The 15,736-nt window shown below is 39.8% G+C and carries 18 protein-coding genes; 9 read left to right on the forward strand and 9 right to left on the reverse strand.

Annotated elements, in window-relative coordinates; genetic code table 11:
• Positions 1-45 precede the first annotated feature (45 nt).
• On the forward strand, positions 46-1,020 hold the full coding sequence (locus GQR54_RS04890) for a retron St85 family RNA-directed DNA polymerase (RefSeq protein WP_166376719.1): 975 nt from the start codon (positions 46-48) through the stop codon (positions 1,018-1,020).
• An 18-nt stretch (positions 1,021-1,038) separates the two neighbouring features.
• On the opposite strand, the gene GQR54_RS04895 is transcribed toward GQR54_RS04890, so the two are convergent.
• The 4 genes from GQR54_RS04895 to GQR54_RS04910 form a co-directional block, all read right to left on the reverse strand.
• Positions 1,039-1,326 (reverse strand): type II toxin-antitoxin system RelE/ParE family toxin, encoded by a 288-nt coding sequence (locus GQR54_RS04895; RefSeq protein WP_166376720.1) that lies wholly within the window; start codon positions 1,324-1,326, stop codon positions 1,039-1,041.
• Entirely contained in the window at positions 1,316-1,567 is a 252-nt protein-coding gene (locus tag GQR54_RS04900; RefSeq protein ID WP_165728909.1) for a type II toxin-antitoxin system Phd/YefM family antitoxin, read from the reverse strand. Before GQR54_RS04900 ends, GQR54_RS04895 begins: the two co-directional genes overlap by 11 nt.
• An 88-nt stretch (positions 1,568-1,655) precedes the next feature.
• Positions 1,656-2,666, reverse strand: a complete 1,011-nt coding sequence (locus GQR54_RS04905; RefSeq protein ID WP_166376721.1) for an RDD family protein — start codon at positions 2,664-2,666, stop codon at positions 1,656-1,658.
• Between the two features lie 152 nt (positions 2,667-2,818).
• Positions 2,819-3,904: an alkene reductase gene (locus tag GQR54_RS04910; RefSeq protein WP_166376722.1), complete on the reverse strand. Its 1,086-nt coding sequence runs from the start codon at positions 3,902-3,904 to the stop codon at positions 2,819-2,821.
• A 171-nt stretch (positions 3,905-4,075) separates the two neighbouring features.
• Between GQR54_RS04910 and GQR54_RS04915 the strand changes: the two genes are divergently transcribed.
• On the forward strand, positions 4,076-4,843 hold the full coding sequence (locus GQR54_RS04915; RefSeq protein WP_166376723.1) for a hypothetical protein: 768 nt from the start codon (positions 4,076-4,078) through the stop codon (positions 4,841-4,843).
• 82 nt (positions 4,844-4,925) lie between these two features.
• Entirely contained in the window at positions 4,926-5,450 is a 525-nt protein-coding gene (locus GQR54_RS04920; protein WP_166376724.1) for a CIA30 family protein, read from the forward strand.
• 21 nt (positions 5,451-5,471) lie between these two features.
• Here the strand turns inward: GQR54_RS04920 and GQR54_RS04925 are convergent, their stop codons facing one another.
• The 5 genes from GQR54_RS04925 to GQR54_RS04945 form a co-directional block, all read right to left on the reverse strand.
• Positions 5,472-6,020 carry a hypothetical protein gene (locus GQR54_RS04925; RefSeq protein ID WP_166376725.1) on the reverse strand — a complete coding sequence of 183 codons (549 nt, stop codon included), beginning with the start codon at positions 6,018-6,020 and terminating at the stop codon, positions 5,472-5,474.
• A 146-nt stretch (positions 6,021-6,166) separates the two neighbouring features.
• A complete protein-coding gene (locus GQR54_RS04930) occupies positions 6,167-6,421 on the reverse strand; it encodes a hypothetical protein (protein WP_002958531.1) in 255 nt (84 codons plus the stop codon).
• A gap of 25 nt (positions 6,422-6,446) precedes the next feature.
• Complete coding sequence (locus tag GQR54_RS04935) at positions 6,447-6,923, reverse strand: FKBP-type peptidyl-prolyl cis-trans isomerase (RefSeq protein ID WP_166376800.1); 477 nt, start codon at positions 6,921-6,923, stop codon at positions 6,447-6,449.
• A gap of 2 nt (positions 6,924-6,925) precedes the next feature.
• Complete coding sequence (locus tag GQR54_RS04940; protein WP_240918871.1) at positions 6,926-9,346, reverse strand: AAA family ATPase; 2,421 nt, start codon at positions 9,344-9,346, stop codon at positions 6,926-6,928.
• A gap of 77 nt (positions 9,347-9,423) precedes the next feature.
• Positions 9,424-9,882, reverse strand: a complete 459-nt coding sequence (locus GQR54_RS04945) for a zinc ribbon-containing protein (protein ID WP_007585575.1) — start codon at positions 9,880-9,882, stop codon at positions 9,424-9,426.
• A 196-nt stretch (positions 9,883-10,078) separates the two neighbouring features.
• Between GQR54_RS04945 and leuS the strand changes: the two genes are divergently transcribed.
• The 6 genes from leuS to rlmH are packed head-to-tail and all read left to right on the forward strand — an operon-like array spanning position 10,079 to position 15,735.
• Complete coding sequence (gene leuS / locus GQR54_RS04950) at positions 10,079-12,667, forward strand: leucine--tRNA ligase (RefSeq protein WP_166376727.1); 2,589 nt, start codon at positions 10,079-10,081, stop codon at positions 12,665-12,667.
• A gap of 1 nt (position 12,668) precedes the next feature.
• Positions 12,669-13,160 carry an LPS assembly lipoprotein LptE gene (gene lptE, locus GQR54_RS04955; RefSeq protein ID WP_166376728.1) on the forward strand — a complete coding sequence of 164 codons (492 nt, stop codon included), beginning with the start codon at positions 12,669-12,671 and terminating at the stop codon, positions 13,158-13,160.
• A complete protein-coding gene (gene holA / locus GQR54_RS04960; protein ID WP_166376729.1) occupies positions 13,160-14,200 on the forward strand; it encodes a DNA polymerase III subunit delta in 1,041 nt (346 codons plus the stop codon). Before lptE ends, holA begins: the two co-directional genes overlap by 1 nt.
• A gap of 18 nt (positions 14,201-14,218) precedes the next feature.
• The gene (gene nadD, locus GQR54_RS04965) at positions 14,219-14,854 is read left to right on the forward strand and encodes a nicotinate-nucleotide adenylyltransferase (RefSeq protein WP_166376730.1); all 636 of its coding nucleotides are present in this window, start codon (positions 14,219-14,221) and stop codon (positions 14,852-14,854) included.
• A gap of 55 nt (positions 14,855-14,909) precedes the next feature.
• Complete coding sequence (gene rsfS / locus GQR54_RS04970; protein ID WP_007585564.1) at positions 14,910-15,227, forward strand: ribosome silencing factor; 318 nt, start codon at positions 14,910-14,912, stop codon at positions 15,225-15,227.
• 37 nt (positions 15,228-15,264) lie between these two features.
• The gene (rlmH, locus tag GQR54_RS04975; RefSeq protein WP_007585562.1) at positions 15,265-15,735 is read left to right on the forward strand and encodes a 23S rRNA (pseudouridine(1915)-N(3))-methyltransferase RlmH; all 471 of its coding nucleotides are present in this window, start codon (positions 15,265-15,267) and stop codon (positions 15,733-15,735) included.
• Position 15,736 lies beyond the last annotated feature (1 nt).

The raw sequence follows: 15,736 nt of genomic DNA on the forward strand, positions 1-15,736 counted from the left end.
CAAGTTCTAAATTCGATATTATGACGTAAAGGTGCGTAACCTCAAATGCCAAACCATCAAATTGTAACATCACTAAGTCGGTTGAAAAACCTTGGTTTACCACCTGTAACTAATCTTAAAGAATTAGCAAGTCAAATGCGCCTTTCTTCTGGCTTATTACAGCAATTAGTATACAAATCAGATGAGCATTATAAAGTTTACTACTTAGATAAAAAGTCTGGAGGAAAACGAGAAATAGCTCAGCCATCTAGATCAATGAAAGCAGTACAGGCATGGATATTAAGAAAAATATTATACCGCCTTTTTTCGTCTCAAAACTCAAAAGGCTTTGAGACTGGTGAGTCTATATTAAATAATGCCACCCCACATATAGGTGCCCATGTTTTGTTAAACATTGATCTTGAAGATTTTTTTCATTCAATTCCTGCATCACATATATATAGTATTTACCTTTCTATTGGCTACAATAAAAAGATAAGTAACATACTTACATCTTTATGTACTTTTAAAGGCCGCCTTCCTCAAGGTGCTCCCACATCACCAAAATTATCAAATTTAGTATGCCATAGATTAGACGCTAGAATTCAAGGCTACTCTGGGCCTAAAGGTATAATATACACAAGATACGCTGACGACATAACTTTATCAGCATTCAACGAGAGTAAGATTAGAAAAGCTCATCCAATAATACGAAGCATACTCGTGGATGAAGGATTCACTGTTAATCAAAGCAAAACTAAGATTTGTGGCACTAGGAAACGGAAAGAGGTTACTGGGTTAATAATATCAAAAGATAGTGTAGGAATTGGCCGAAAAAAGTATAGAGAAATGCGCTCTGAAATCTATACTATGCTACAAACTGATCCATCAAAACTTCCAAAGATAAATGGGTGGCTATCCTACATAAAAAGTGTCGATACTACGAACTATAACCGACTTATAAAGTATATAACAAAATTAAAAACTACCTTCCCTGATAACCTTCTTTTTGAGAAAATTTTATTTATCCAAAAGAAATAAAGCAAATACAAAATTATGTCACTTAATTCGTGACGTTAACTTTTTATATATTGCATCTTTATCGCGCTTACCAATTGCGAGCACATAAACCACTACTTCATCGTCAATAACTTCGTAAGCTAAGCGATACCCTGCCGTGCGCAATTTTATTTTGTAAACATTATCGAAGCCGCGTAATTTAGAGGCTGACACATGCGGGTTATCTAAGCGCTCAGTAAGTTTCTTTTTAAACTGGCTTTTAAGTGGTGGTGCAAGTTTCTCCCACTCCTTTAAGGCTGCAGGTAAAAACTTTAACTTATAAGTCATCTATACTAACTTCAACCGCTTGAGATAAATCGCCCCTGCGGCTCTCAACAACTTTAGTTAGTTCATAATCATCCAGTTGTTCCATTAGTAGCTCATACATTGCTGCAGGTACTAAGTAAGCTGCAGGCTTGTTATGATTTAATATGGCTATTGCAGCGCCATCTGCTTCATTTAAAAGCGCTGTTGGATTTTTTTTAAGTTCTGAAATACTTGCCGAACAATCAGCTAAAACTTGTCTCATAAAACACCTAAAAAGAACTAAATTAAGCCCTAATTTTAGACCTTTTTTTATTTATAGCTATTCTTTTTTATAATCTTGTTAGTTTTTATTACTCTTTCACTGCATCTACAACGGTTTCAACATTCACAGGTTGATTCAAGTTACCTTTAATAACCACTGTCGCTGATATTTTATCTTGAATCGCTTGCCTGTTTGGATCCCAATATATCTGTAAAAACCCTAACAGCCCGGTTGCAAAGCCTGCACCGTAGCCGCCGTAGCGACCAAAACAATCTAATAAACCTAATGGCTCACCGCTCAGTGCGACTACGCGGATATTACATACTTTTTTACCTGGTGTTTGGCCGCGCCAAAGTAATGAGAACAACGTAAAGTAAACAGCAGCCCAGCCAAACCCTAAGCCTAAGTCTTGAATAATGCCTTTGCTCCACTGCAAAATACTATTTGTGGTTGTTTGCGCTGGTTTTTCTTCTATTAACTGTGCAGGCTTTATTTCGTTATTTTCACTGAGCACTAATAGCTGTAAAAATACGGTAGCAAGTTGTGGGTTTTGTAGGTCATCCATTTCTGCTAATTTAGGAACTTCCCAAATTAAATTATCAAGCGCATTTTGTTGGCAAGGTTGCTCACAGCTGTCATCGGCTGTTTGCGCTAAATAAGTATTTACCCATTGTTTTTCTGTGGCAGTAAGCTCAATTTCATCTTGTATTTTTACGCCATGAACAGCCAAACCTTGATCTGCGTTATCGCCTTCTAGGTAATCTATGCCAATTGAAAGCACAGTAAGTGCGCTTACAAATAAAAAACTTGCTGCAAAAATTTTTAGGGTTCTTCGCCAAAACGACGACATTTTAGGTAAGTACTGTTGCGCAGTGCCTTTATAAAAAGCCATTGCCGCGACAAATGCGATTAAAGCCGCGCTGAGTTTGGCGGCTAAAAATATCAGTGCAACATCAATAATAATAGCTAGTGCACGCCTACTTGGTGTAGCTAAAGGCAAGCCTAGTAATGCACTGTCAATTTTAAAGGCGTAGGGTGTAATAACTTCTCGGGTTTCAGAATTTGATAATTCTAATTGTTCTATCTCTTTGGCTTTCATTTATTTTCTTGTTATTAAAATAGGTAACCCGGTTAACTTACGCGTTTTTTATTTTTTGCTCAAGATAAAGCTAATAGAATCAGTGCACAAAAAAGGGCTGCATAAAATGCAGCCCTTCATGTTTTTACTCAATGTTTATTACTTACTAGCAATTATACCGTTGGATAATCGGTATAGCCTTGCTCTGCACCACCAAACAAAGTGTCGGGGTTGTGGCTGTTAAGTGGCTTGCCTTGCTTTAAGCGTGCTGGTAAGTCTGGGTTTGATACAAACGGGCGACCAAAACCAATCATGTCGGCCCAGCCTTCGCTAAGTGCTTTGTCTGCGCGCTCTTTTGTGTACTTGCCTGCGTAAATTAATACACCGCTGTAGGCTTTGCGAATAGCGTGTTTAAACTCAACACTCATCAAAGGTGCGTCATCCCAATCGGCTTCGGCTATATGCATGTAACCTACGCTGGCCTTATTTAATGCCTCAGAAACCGCTAAATAAGTTTCCTCAGGGTTTTCGTCTACAGTGCCATTAAGAGTTGTTAACGGGGCTAGTCTTACGCCTACTTTGCTGCTACCAATTTCGTCGCTAACAGCATTTACCACTTCAATTAAAAAACGTATTCGGTTTTGCACGCTGCCACCATATTCATCGGTGCGAGCATTTGATTCTGAGTCTAAAAATTGGTTAATAAGGTAACCATTAGCAGCATGAAGCTCTATGCCATCAAATCCTGCATTAACTGCATTTTTAGCAGCTTGGCGAAATTCGCCTATGACATGCGTAATATCTTGTTTGCTCATTTCGCGTGGGAGTTGGGTGTCTACAAACCCCGGTGCGCCGTTTGTATCTACAAATACTTTTACGTCTTTTGCAGCAATGGCCGAGGCTGAAATAGGCTGCACGCCACCGGTATTGTCACTATGAGTTACGCGGCCAACATGCCAAAGCTGAGCAAACATCACGCCACCAGCGCTGTGTACTGCGCTTGTTACCTTACTCCAACTTACAACTTGCTCATTTGAATAAATACCCGGAGTCCAAGCGTAGCCTTTGCCAAGTTCACTAATTTGTGTGCCTTCGCTTACAATTAGCCCGGCACTTGCGCGCTGTGCGTAATATGTTGCCATTAAGTCGTTAGCTATATCGCCAGGCTGTGTTGAACGCGAGCGAGTCATTGGGGGCATAACAATACGGTTTTTTAATGTTTTACCTGCAAGTTCTATTGGTTCAAAAAGTAATGTCATAATGCCTCCTAAGTTTGATTGCGCTCATAATAACGTAACCAAGCACATGCAAAAACAACAAAATAGTTTTGTTGTATTTGCAATAAAGCTACAAAGTAAAACACATTAACTTTAGGTGAACTAAATGTATTTTATTGACTCTTAACAGCACTATTAAGTTGAGGGTTTGATGTGAATAAAGGGAATGCGTGGCCGTGGGTTATCTCGTTATGTATACATGGCGTGTTGCTGTACTTATTACTTTCACATAAATTACTTTCGCAAAAAATAAAGGTTGAAGAACCTCAAACAAAAAAAGACACCGTAATAAACGCTTATGTAATGGTTAACTTATCAACCCAACCTAAGTTAAGCACCGTTAACACCACCACTAACGCACCGATTGTTGAACCTGCAAAGTTAGAGGTAAAAAAAGTACCTGAATCTATAAGCACTAATAAAACACCTACAACTCAAACACAAGTTACTAAAGCACCCAAACAACGTGACGAAAAACCAAAAACAACAACAGTAACAAAGTCCACTATTACAAATAAACCTCAACCCCCTGCTCACACCATTAATACCAACACGCAAACGTTTAAAAAACTTAACCCGTATGCGTCTATTTATGGCGCACCTATAAATAACTTAACGCATAAAAAAATGGTCACGTTTGGCGAAGCTGATAACTCAGATAGTACTGATGATGCAATAGCTGCCACGCCCACAATTAAATCACCGGTTAAGTCACAAAAATCGGAAGTTATTAGCCAAAATACAATAGGCACACGACGATTAGAAAAATTTAACGGTAAATGCTATTTAATTGATACTTCAACCGTATTTGGTAGTAATGGCATGCCTCAAGGTAGCGCGCAACACTGCCCTGGTGAGCAAACTGATGATGAAATATTATTTAATAAAATAATGGATAAGTGGGCTCGTAAAAATAATTAGTTTTAAATTAGTGAACAAATACGTTGTTAAAGCGTATTAGTTATAGTTACTCCACTTACTTAATGCCAATTAGGAAACACGTATGACAACAAAGCAACTATCATCACTTTTTGTATTTAATTTATTAGTTGTAAGTGCACAAGCGAATGCAAACCAGCGCTGGTACGTTGTTAACGACTTAGTAATGGGCGGTGCATCTAATAGCCAATTCACACAAATACAAGGCAGTTTACTGTTTACAGGCAGTGTTTCGCTTGATAATAACGGCGGTTTTGCATCAATACGTACAGAGCTAAATACCCAAAGCCAAAATACTAAAGCTGTAGCGCTGCGTGTTAAAGGTGACGGGCAAACTTATCAGCTCAGGCTCAGAACAACTAATTCTCTTGATGGCGCAGCGTATACTCACTCATTTAAAACAGTAAAAAATGAATGGGTAGATATAAACTTTGCTCCGAGTGATTTTACTTTAACGTATCGCGGTCGCGTGCTTGAGCAGCAACCGATTATTGATTTTGACGATATAAAACAGCTAGGCTTTATGATTGCAGGCAAGCAAGAAGGTAAGTTTAAACTTGAAGTGGGTAAAATTGAGTTTAAAAGCTAACCCACCAGCATGTTGGTGGCGCTAAATAGTATAGTCGTCGCCCCGCCTCTTCATTTCACTAATAACCAGCTCAACCATTTGTTGTTTTATTGCTGCTTGCTCTGACTTTAACTCCCCTAATTGCAGCTCTAACATATCTATTTGTTCTTGCTGTTGCGTGTTTTTATATTTTTTTGCACCTAGGTGGTCAGCATCTAAAACTAAATTTGCATCACTTTTATCTAACTCACTTGCAGAAGTGTTTATAGTTAAACTACGTTGTACGGGGCTTTGTTTAAGTTTATTAATTTGTTCTTGCAGCGCAACAACTCGCCCAGTGAAGTGCTTGTATACTTTTTCTAGGTTTTTATATTGATTGCCAAACGTTGCGTTATCTTCACTATATTCTTGCGCTTTGGTATCTAGAAACTTTGATAACACATATTTTGGCTCTTCATCACTCTCTTCCTCGCTCTCTTCCTCGCTCTTTTCTTCACTCGCTTTTTCAACAGGTAGTTTATCTGATTGCGCTAAAGTTTGAGTATTTGAGCTGTGTACTTGGTATGGAATGGGAGTCGGTGAAATCTTCATTATTTTATCCCTAAAATAGCTTTGTAACTATTACAGGTATCGACCTCGTATTAAAATCCTTGAGTAAATTTTAATGTTAGCTAAAAGCAAAAAGCCCCACTTTATTAAAGTAGGGCTTATACCAATTTATTAAACTAACTCGTTGCTTACTTAGTGCTTTGGTTATCTTGTGAGAGCGCAATAAGTGCAAGCGCCGCATTTAGGCGAGTATTTAAATTATTATAAATAGTCATTCCAAACACACCAATAATACAAACTATTAAACCCATTTGTAGGTTAACGCTCATCTCTAGTAAAAAAACAGCTGCAACGAGTAAGCACAGCGCTAGTGCATAAATAATAGATTGAAAGGTAAAGTTAATATCACCTTTGGCTATTTTAAGTAATTCGTCTTTATTCATAATTTACTTCCTTGTTATTTAATCACTAAGACTCAATTGCCAGTAACTCTACTTCAAAAATAAGTACTGAGGCAGGAGGAATACTACCTACCCGTTTTTCGCCGTACGCTAATTGGTGCGGTACATATAGCGTGTATTTATCGCCAGGGCTCATAAGTTGTAAGCCCTCAGTCCAACCTTTAATAACTTGGTGCAAACCAAAGCTAATAGGTGTTTTACGCTCTACTGAACTGTCAAACACAGTGCCGTCGATTAGTGTGCCGTGGTAATGCACGTTAACCATACTTTTTGGGGTTGGTGTGTTTTCGTTTACGCTTTTATGGATTACTTTATACTGCAAGCCAGAAGTCGTTTCTACTACACCTTCTACCTTTGCGTTAGCGGCTAAATAATCTGCACCTATTTGTGCATTTATGCCTGCTTGTTGTTTTGCTTTTTTACTATTTTGAAATATTAAAAAACAAAAAATGGCGATAACTACCGCCAAAATTATATTAATCATCATTAACCTTTTTCGTTATCTAGCTCTTCGTCTTTTTCGTCATCATCGCCGTTTACTATGTCGGCAATCTCTTTAAGGCGAGCAAGCGCAATACCATTTACGGAGCTTTCTGGATACTGGTCATCAATAATATCGCCAGCTTCTATATCCATTAACAAGTTAAGCGCTTGGTCTACGGTTTCAACTGCGTAAATATTAAATTTACCCGCTTCAACCGCATTAAGTATTTCGTCATCAAGCACTAAGTTAACTTGGTTTGATTTAGGAATGATAACGCCTTGCGAACCTGTTAAACCACGCATTTTACACAGTTTAAAAAAGCCTTCTATTTTTTCGTTTACGCCACCAATGGCTTGTACATCACCATGTTGGTTTATAGAGCCTGTAAGCGCAATAGATTGGCTAATAGGTAGGCTTGTAATAGACGAAATAAGCGCACACAACTCTGCTAAAGATGCGCTATCGCCATCTATGTAACCATAGCTTTGCTCAATGGCAATATTAGCGCTAAGCGTTAAGCTAAAGTGCTGCGCATATTTATTACCTAAATAACCGGTAAGCAACATAACACCTTTTGAGTGAATTGCTTTACCAAGCTCAGCTTCGCGTTCAACATCTATTACGCCATCGGCGCCAGCATAAACCGTTGCCGTAATACGCGCAGGGGTACCAAATGAGGTATCGCCAATGTGTAATACGGTTAAGCCATTTACTTTACCAATGGCTTGGCCGTCGGTTGCAATAAGTGTGTGACCTTCTTTTATATCACTGAGCATATTTTCGCTAATTTGGCCGGTACGGTATTGCTTGCCTTCAATGGCTTCGTCAATATGGTGCGCGTCAATAACGGCTAATTTGTCTTGCTTTGCGTAGTAACTGGCTTCTGCAATAAGTTCAAGTACATCAGCAAAACGCGCTGATAATTTATTTTGATGCTCAGCTTGGCGGTAACTAAATTTAAGTAAACGCACCATAGCAGCCTGCGTTGCAGTGCACTTTAATGTTTGCTCGCAATACTCGGTTACTTTAGTAATAAACTGGTATTGCAATTTATCGCTACTTGGCAAGTAGTAATCAAAATCGGCTAATACTCTAAATAGCTCTGCAAATTCTTCGTCGTATTCACCTATGGTGTAGTACAACTCGCGCGAACCTAATAAAATAATTTTAACATCAAGCGGTATAAGCTGCGGGCGAAGTGTAAAGCTCGTCCCTACTGTGCTGTCTTGATACGGTAAGTCGTTTTTAATTTGATGTGTTTTTAACGCGAGTTTTAAACCATCCCACACTTGTGGGTTTGCCATGATTTTTTCAGCGTCCATAATTAAATAGCCGCCATTAGCACGATGCAATGCACCAGCCTGAATTGAGCGATAGCAGGTAATTAAAGAGCCTTGCGATGTTGAGTACTCAATTTTGCCAAATATATTGCCAAACGTTGGGTTAGGCTCGTACACAACCGGTGCTGCGTCGTCCTCTTTAAACTCAACTAAAATGTTAGGTGCAAAAAAGTCGGTAAGCATGCCTTTACGATCAAAGTCTTCTTTGCTTTCTTCACTTTCATCTTCGTCATCTAGCCATTCAAGTACCGCGTCTATAATTTCAACGCGTATATCTTTTAAATAGCGCAGTACACCAATATGCGTGGCATATTTATGTTCTAAGTCTTTTAAAAGTGGTTTAGTGGCTTGCTCTGCAGTCGATTTTTTAAGGTTGCGTTGTTTTTCTTTTGATTCGCGTTTCCAACGTGGCAGCTCTATTAACGCTTCTATTAATGCATCTTCTAGCTTTTCAATTTTTTCAAAAAACTCTTCACGTAACGTTTCTTCAAGTTCGCCAAATTCACTGTCGCTTAATTGTTTACCATCTACAAGTGGTGCAAACCCTACTGAATTTTTTTCTTCAACTAATGCAACGCTTTGCTCAAACGCCGCAATTTCTACTGCGGTAATAGCACTGTCATAGGCATCGTTAAATTCACGATCGATTGATTTTTTCTTACGCTGATACGCTGGGTTATCAAATGCCGCAGGAAAGGTGTCGAGTACTTCATCTAAAAATGAATCTATGTCGTCACTAAGTTGCTTACTTTGACCTGGTTGCATAAACAGCGCAATAGGTTCTCTGTGGTCATCGTAATTGTTTACGTATAACCATTCGTTTGGCGTTGAGCGGTCTTTTGCGTGTTGTTTAAGTTTATCTTTAACAAGCGTAAAGCGCCCGTGAGCGGCCTCGCCCATTACATAAACGTTGTAACCCGGCAGTTCCATCCCTAATGAAAAATCTAAAGCACTTTGGGCGCGTTGTTGGCCTATAAACGTAAGTTGCTCTGGGTATGGATTGTTCATACACGTGTTTACGTGATTAGTAGAAATACTCGGTGCGAGCTTTGAAACAGATAGTGGCAGCAATTTTTTCGTCATTCTAACTTCTTTTTTTACCAGCATATTCGCTGGCCTTTGGGCGTATTAAGTGGCCCGCAGCCACTTAATACTTATATTTAAGGGTGCAGTGCCTTACGACTAAAATAGATTCCATCACATTCAATACACGGTGTAATTTGTGTAGCGTGATAAACATCGTAACTATGGGTGCAATTCTTACATACTAATGTGCCCATGGCTATCCATTCGCCTGCGTGATATACACCATTGTGCTTAAAATCTTGGCTAAGAGATTGCCACTCAAGTTGAGTTTTATCTTCTATGTGCGAAAGTTCAAACCAAAGAGACTCTTTAAGCTCTTGCCATGCAAGCGAATTATAGTGTGATTCGTTCTCTACTATATGTTCAATATCATTCTTTAAATAACTTTTGTAGAGCTCATATCTTTCTTGACTTAAATCTTTAAGCGCCTGCTCAGATTCAACAAACCCAGAAACCACATCTTTTAAACCATGCTCTTTCACATCTTTTATCCAATGGGTAAAACTGCTAAGCCATGTTTTGTAATCAGTCATTTTTTACTCCTTCAAAATTGCTGTTAAATCAGTCTGTAACTTATGTCTTTAGCTAACCACACTATAAAAAGGCAGGTTAACCTGCACTGAAAGTTACAATTTAATAAAAGCATGTTTTTGACGCTGTGAATAGTGTTTTATTTGGGGTATCCTAACGGCAATTTTTTATTAGTTTGCAAGAAGTCTGGAACCATAGATGCAAGAGCAATATAACCCGCAAGATATAGAGTCAAAAGTACAAAGCTACTGGGAAGAAAACCAGGTATTTAAAGTCACTGAAGATGAGAGCAAAGAAAAGTATTACTGCCTTTCTATGTTCCCTTATCCGAGTGGTCGACTGCATATGGGTCATGTGCGTAACTACACCATTGGTGATGTTGTTTCTCGTTTCCAGCGCCTGCAAGGCAAAAACGTAATGCAACCTATGGGTTGGGATGCGTTTGGTTTACCTGCAGAAAACGCTGCTATTAAAAACAAAACAGCACCAGCTAAGTGGACATACGAAAATATTGATTACATGCGCACCCAACTTAAGCAATTAGGTTTTGGTTATGACTGGGATCGCGAGATTGCGACGTGTCATCCAGAATACTACAAGTGGGAGCAGTGGTTTTTCACTAAGCTTTACGAAAAAGGCCTAGTGTATAAAAAAATGTCGACAGTTAACTGGGATCCAGTGGATCAAACTGTACTTGCTAACGAACAAGTTATTGATGGTCGCGGTTGGCGTTCAGGCGCTGTGGTTGAGCAAAAAGAAATTCCACAGTGGTTTATTAAAATTACCGACTACGCACAAGAGCTACTTGACGATTTAGACAAGTTAGAAGATTGGCCAGAGCAAGTTAAAACAATGCAGCGCAACTGGATTGGCCGCTCTGAAGGGTGTGATATTGAATTTAAACGCACCGATAACGACGAAACATTTAGCGTATACACAACTCGTCCAGATACCTTTATGGGTGTTACGTATGTTGCTGTTGCCGGTGGTCACCCTATCGCACAAGAAGCCGCTAAAAATAGCGACGCTATTGCAATGTTTGTTGAAGAATGCAAAAACACCAAAGTTGCCGAAGCAGACATGGCAACCATGGAGAAAAAAGGCATAGCAACAGGCTTTTACGCCACTCACCCATTAACGGGCGAGCAAGTACCAATTTGGGTTGCTAACTTTGTATTAATGCATTATGGCTCAGGCGCTGTAATGGCAGTACCTGCACACGATCAACGCGATTTTGAATTTGCAACGGCTTACGGTCTTGACATAAAACAAGTAATTGCACCTGCTGAAGGTTCAGACCTTGAAGTAAACCTAGATAAAGAAGCATTCACTGACAAAGGCGTACTTGTAAATTCGGGTGAATTTAACGGCCTTGATTTTGAAGCTGGTTTTAAAGCGATTGCCGATAAATTAGAAGCACTCGGTGTTGGTGAGCGTAAAGTAAACTTTCGCCTGCGTGACTGGGGTGTTAGTCGCCAACGTTATTGGGGTTCGCCTATTCCAATGCTTAGCGATGAAGACGGTAAAGAACTTGCGGCTACTGAAGATATGCTACCAGTTCGCTTACCAGAAGATGTGGTAATGAACGGTGTAACATCACCACTTAAAGCAGACCCAGAGTGGGCTAAAACAACAGTAAATGGCGCACCTGCGTTTCACGAAACTGATACGTTTGACACCTTTATGGAATCGTCTTGGTACTACGCACGATACTGTAGCCCACGCTACGACGAAGGCATGCTAGATCCAGCGGCTGCTAACTACTGGTTACCAGTAAACCAATACATCGGTGGTATTGAGCACGCTATTTTACATTTATTGTACTCGCGCTTTTTCCATAAATTATTACGTGACTTTGGTTTAGTTAATTCTGATGAGCCGTTTGACCGCTTACTTTGTCAAGGTATGGTACTTGCTGAAACATTTTATCGTAAAGATGAAAAAGGCGGCGACATTTGGATTTCGCCAACTGATGTAAACACCGAAACCGACGAAAAAGGCCGCGTTACTAAAGCATGGCACAAAGAAGATGGCGAGCCGGTATTCTCATCAGGTATGAGCAAAATGTCTAAGTCTAAAAACAACGGTATAGACCCACAACATGTAATTGCCCAGTACGGTGCAGATACAGTGCGTTTATTTATGATGTTTACAGCACCGCCAGAGCAAACGCTTGAATGGTCAGACTCAGGCGTTGAAGGCGCGCATCGTTTCTTAAAACGTGTATGGAAATACGCGGTAGACGTTAAAACAGTAGGTTACCAAGCACTTGATAAATCAGCGCTAACTAACCCGCAAAAAGTACTACGTCGCGACTTACACAAAGCAATTGCTAAAGTGACTGATGATGTTGAACGTCGTCAAACCTTTAACACCGCTATTGCAGCCATTATGGAGCTTTCTAATAAGTTATTAAAAGCACCACTGAGCGACAAACAAGATGTAGCGATTGCTAACGAAGCACTTGAAGCATTAGTTATTATGCTTGCACCCATTACTCCGCATTTATCGCATGAGCTTTGGAAAGAGCTTGGTAAAAAAGGCGAAATTTTAGATGCTGCATGGCCAAAAGTTGACGAGTCTGCACTTGTTGAAGATGAAAAACTAATCATCGTACAAGTAAACGGCAAGCTTCGCGCTAAGTTAACAGTGGCAGCTGGTGCAACTCAAGAGCAAGTAGAAGCCCTTGCGTTTGCAGAATCTAACGTAACTAAATTTACTGATGGCTCAACCATTCGTAAAATCATTTACGTACCAGGCAAGCTACTTAACGTGGTAGCTAACTAATATGGCTGCATTTGACGCCATTAAAAATGGACTAGCCTTAGTGCTAGTCTGTTTTTTGTTATCAAGCTGTGGCTTTCATTTAAAAAAAGCCTCTAGCCTGCCTGATAACTTAAAACAGCTAACACTTGTAGGCGATGACGAAAAATCGACTTTATTCACTGAGCTTAAAAAAGAGCTTAAAGCGAGTAACGTAGAGTTAGTATCGTCAGCTAAAGATAAAGCCCAATTGTATTTACGCAAAGAAAGCATTGAACGCCAAACACTTTCGCTGTTCCAAAACGGCCAAGTTGCTGAATATGAGCTCGCTTATGGCGTATCGTATGTAGTTAAACGCCCAGGTGAAAAAGCGATAGAAAAACGTTTTGAGCTTTATCGTAATTACCAAGACGATCCGGATCATGCATTAGCAAAAGCAAAAGAGCTTGAGCTACTTATTAGCGAAATTCGTGAGCAAGCCAGTCGTCGTATTGTTAGAGAGCTGTCGCAACTATAATGCGCTGCTACGCTAATCAACTACCGAGTGAACTAAATAAAGGGCTAAAGCCCTTTTATTTAGTATTTGGAGAAGAGCCTTTTCAAGAAGCGCAGTGCGTACAACAAATTCGCGACTGTGCTAAGCAACAAGGTTTTGATGAAGTAATTAAGTTTACTTTAATGCAAGGATTCGATTGGCAAGAAATTATAGCCCAGTACCAAAGTATGTCGCTGTTTAGCGCCCGCACTATTATTGAGCTTGATTTAAACCAACAAAAGCCAGGCGTTATTGGCAGCAACACCTTTAAAAAAGTAGTTGAGCTGGTTAATCCCGATACTATTTTAATTGTTAAAGGCGCTAAAGCCAGCCAAGAAGTACAACGTGGAGCATGGTTTAAAGCTCTTGATAAGCAAGGTGTATTTGTACCTTGCTACCCGCTTACGGGCTCTCATGTAAAACGATGGCTTGATGAGCAATGCCAACGTTTATCACTTAATATGCAAAGCGACGCCAAAGTAAGCTTAATAAATGCCACCGAAGGCAACTTGTTAGCCTGTTTTCAGGAACTTGAGAAGCTCTCGCTGCTGCACGGCAATGCATTAATTACTCAGCAATTAGTAATGCAAGGCCTATTAAACCAAGCCAAATTTGATATTTTTGATTTAAGCGATGCGCTATTAAATGGCCACGCCAAACAAGCTATAAAAGTATTAAACAAACTTGCCAGCGATAACACCGAAGTGGTGAGTATTTTGTGGGCTATAACCAAAGAGCTTAATACACTTATAAGTGTGCAACTTGGTTTATTAAATGGCGAACCTATCGCTAATTTATTTAAACAAAAAGCAATTTGGAAAAACCAACAAGGTCCAGTTCAAAATGCTATTAACCGTTTAAACATGCATACACTAGAACAAATAAACAGTGATGTTGCGTTGTTTGATGCCAGTTACAAGCAAGGTAATTTAATTGCACCTTACCAAGCGCTTGCTCATATTTGTATTAAATTTTGCCAGCCGCTCAACATTCCTATGCCGTGCCACGCGGTTAATAAATAAATAGCTAATGGGTGTTAAATGATCGCAATTTTTGGTGGCACTTTCGACCCAGTCCATTTAGGCCATCTAAATATGGCGCAGCAATGCGTAAATGCGTTTAATTTGGATACGCTTTATTTTATGCCCTGTGCATTACCTGCACATAAAGCAGCTCCGGGTATTAGTACGCAGCACCGAATTAATATGCTCAACGCAGCTATTGCACCTTACCCTCATTTTGAACTCGATTTAAGAGAACTTAATCGAACCGGTCCATCGTATTCGTTGCTGAGCTTACAAGAACTTCGTAAAGAGCACCCCACTACACCTATTTTATTTTTAATTGGTATGGACTCATTTAACAACCTAGATAAATGGTTTGAGTGGAAGGCAATAACGCAGCTTTGCCATATTGTGGTGTACCAGCGCCCTGCTCAACATTGCACTGTAACAGGTGAGTTCAAAAGCTATATGCAACGCGCAAATGCCGGCGAAGTAGCGGCACTTAAACACTCACTTGCAGGTAAACTTTATTTTTTACCGGGCGAAATGCTCGATGCGGCCTCAAGCACCATTCGCGAACAACTGAAAAAAAGTAATAAAAAGAATGAACTATTGCCCGATGCAGTGAGTCATTACATAGAAGTACATCAGCTCTATCAAATTGATGCTTAAAAACTCCTAGCGTGTTAAAATGCGCGCCATTAAATTTTTAAATTGAGACAAAACCTTGGATTCAAAACAACTACTCGCCTTTGCTATGGACAAAATTGACGATATGAAAGCGCGTGACATCGTTCATATTGACGTTACTGGAACATCAGATATCACAGATTACATGGTAATTTGTTCTGGTACTTCTAAACGCCACGTACAGTCAATTGCCGATCACTTAGCAAAAGAAGCGCGTCATGCAGATTCAGAGCCATTAGGTTATGAAGGTGAAGGCGACGGCGAATGGGCACTGGTTGATTTAGGTGATGTGGTTGTACACGTGATGCAAAACGAAGCACGTAGCTATTACGATCTAGAAAAACTGTGGGGCTAAACGCTCACTCATTTTAGACAATGCTTGGAAGTAATACGTGAAAATACAAATGATTGCTGTTGGTACTAAAATGCCTGCATGGGTAGAAACGGGATTTGCAGAATATCAGCGCCGCTTCCCTAAAGATATGGCCCTAGAGTTAATTGAAATTCAAGCCGGAAAACGTGGTAAAAATGCAGATATAAAACGTATTTTACACATTGAAGGTGAAAAAACATTAGCGGCTATTCCAAAAGGCAATCGTATTGTAACGTTAGAGGTAACAGGGAAAGCGCTGGATACTCACCAACTTGCTAAAAATATGGAAAAATGGCAACTCGATGGCCGCGATGTAAGTTTACTTATTGGCGGACCTGAAGGACTTGCTCCAGAGTGCATTGCAGCTTCTGAGCAAAAATGGTCGTTATCTAATTTAACATTGCCGCACCCTTTGGTGCGTATAATTGTTGCAGAGAGCCTTTACCGAGGCTGGAGCTTAAATAACAACCATCCTTATCATCGCGAGTAAC

This window comes from Pseudoalteromonas sp. Z9A4 (assembly GCF_011378845.1).
GTDB classification, from domain to species: Bacteria; Pseudomonadota; Gammaproteobacteria; order Enterobacterales; family Alteromonadaceae; genus Pseudoalteromonas; species Pseudoalteromonas arctica.

Coding starts and splice junctions, on each gene's coding strand:
- holA (WP_166376729.1), top strand. CDS start 13,160: ATGCGCTGCTACGCTAATCAACTACCGAGTGAACTAAATAAAGGGCTA.
- GQR54_RS04925 (WP_166376725.1), bottom strand. CDS start 6,020: ATGAAGATTTCACCGACTCCCATTCCATACCAAGTACACAGCTCAAAT.
- GQR54_RS04895 (WP_166376720.1), bottom strand. CDS start 1,326: ATGACTTATAAGTTAAAGTTTTTACCTGCAGCCTTAAAGGAGTGGGAG.
- GQR54_RS04935 (WP_166376800.1), bottom strand. CDS start 6,923: ATGATTAATATAATTTTGGCGGTAGTTATCGCCATTTTTTGTTTTTTA.
- GQR54_RS04900 (WP_165728909.1), bottom strand. CDS start 1,567: ATGAGACAAGTTTTAGCTGATTGTTCGGCAAGTATTTCAGAACTTAAA.
- lptE (WP_166376728.1), top strand. CDS start 12,669: ATGGCTGCATTTGACGCCATTAAAAATGGACTAGCCTTAGTGCTAGTC.
- GQR54_RS04890 (WP_166376719.1), top strand. CDS start 46: ATGCCAAACCATCAAATTGTAACATCACTAAGTCGGTTGAAAAACCTT.
- GQR54_RS04945 (WP_007585575.1), bottom strand. CDS start 9,882: ATGACTGATTACAAAACATGGCTTAGCAGTTTTACCCATTGGATAAAA.
- GQR54_RS04910 (WP_166376722.1), bottom strand. CDS start 3,904: ATGACATTACTTTTTGAACCAATAGAACTTGCAGGTAAAACATTAAAA.
- GQR54_RS04930 (WP_002958531.1), bottom strand. CDS start 6,421: ATGAATAAAGACGAATTACTTAAAATAGCCAAAGGTGATATTAACTTT.
- GQR54_RS04940 (WP_240918871.1), bottom strand. CDS start 9,346: ATGACGAAAAAATTGCTGCCACTATCTGTTTCAAAGCTCGCACCGAGT.
- GQR54_RS04905 (WP_166376721.1), bottom strand. CDS start 2,666: ATGAAAGCCAAAGAGATAGAACAATTAGAATTATCAAATTCTGAAACC.
- leuS (WP_166376727.1), top strand. CDS start 10,079: ATGCAAGAGCAATATAACCCGCAAGATATAGAGTCAAAAGTACAAAGC.
- nadD (WP_166376730.1), top strand. CDS start 14,219: ATGATCGCAATTTTTGGTGGCACTTTCGACCCAGTCCATTTAGGCCAT.
- GQR54_RS04920 (WP_166376724.1), top strand. CDS start 4,926: ATGACAACAAAGCAACTATCATCACTTTTTGTATTTAATTTATTAGTT.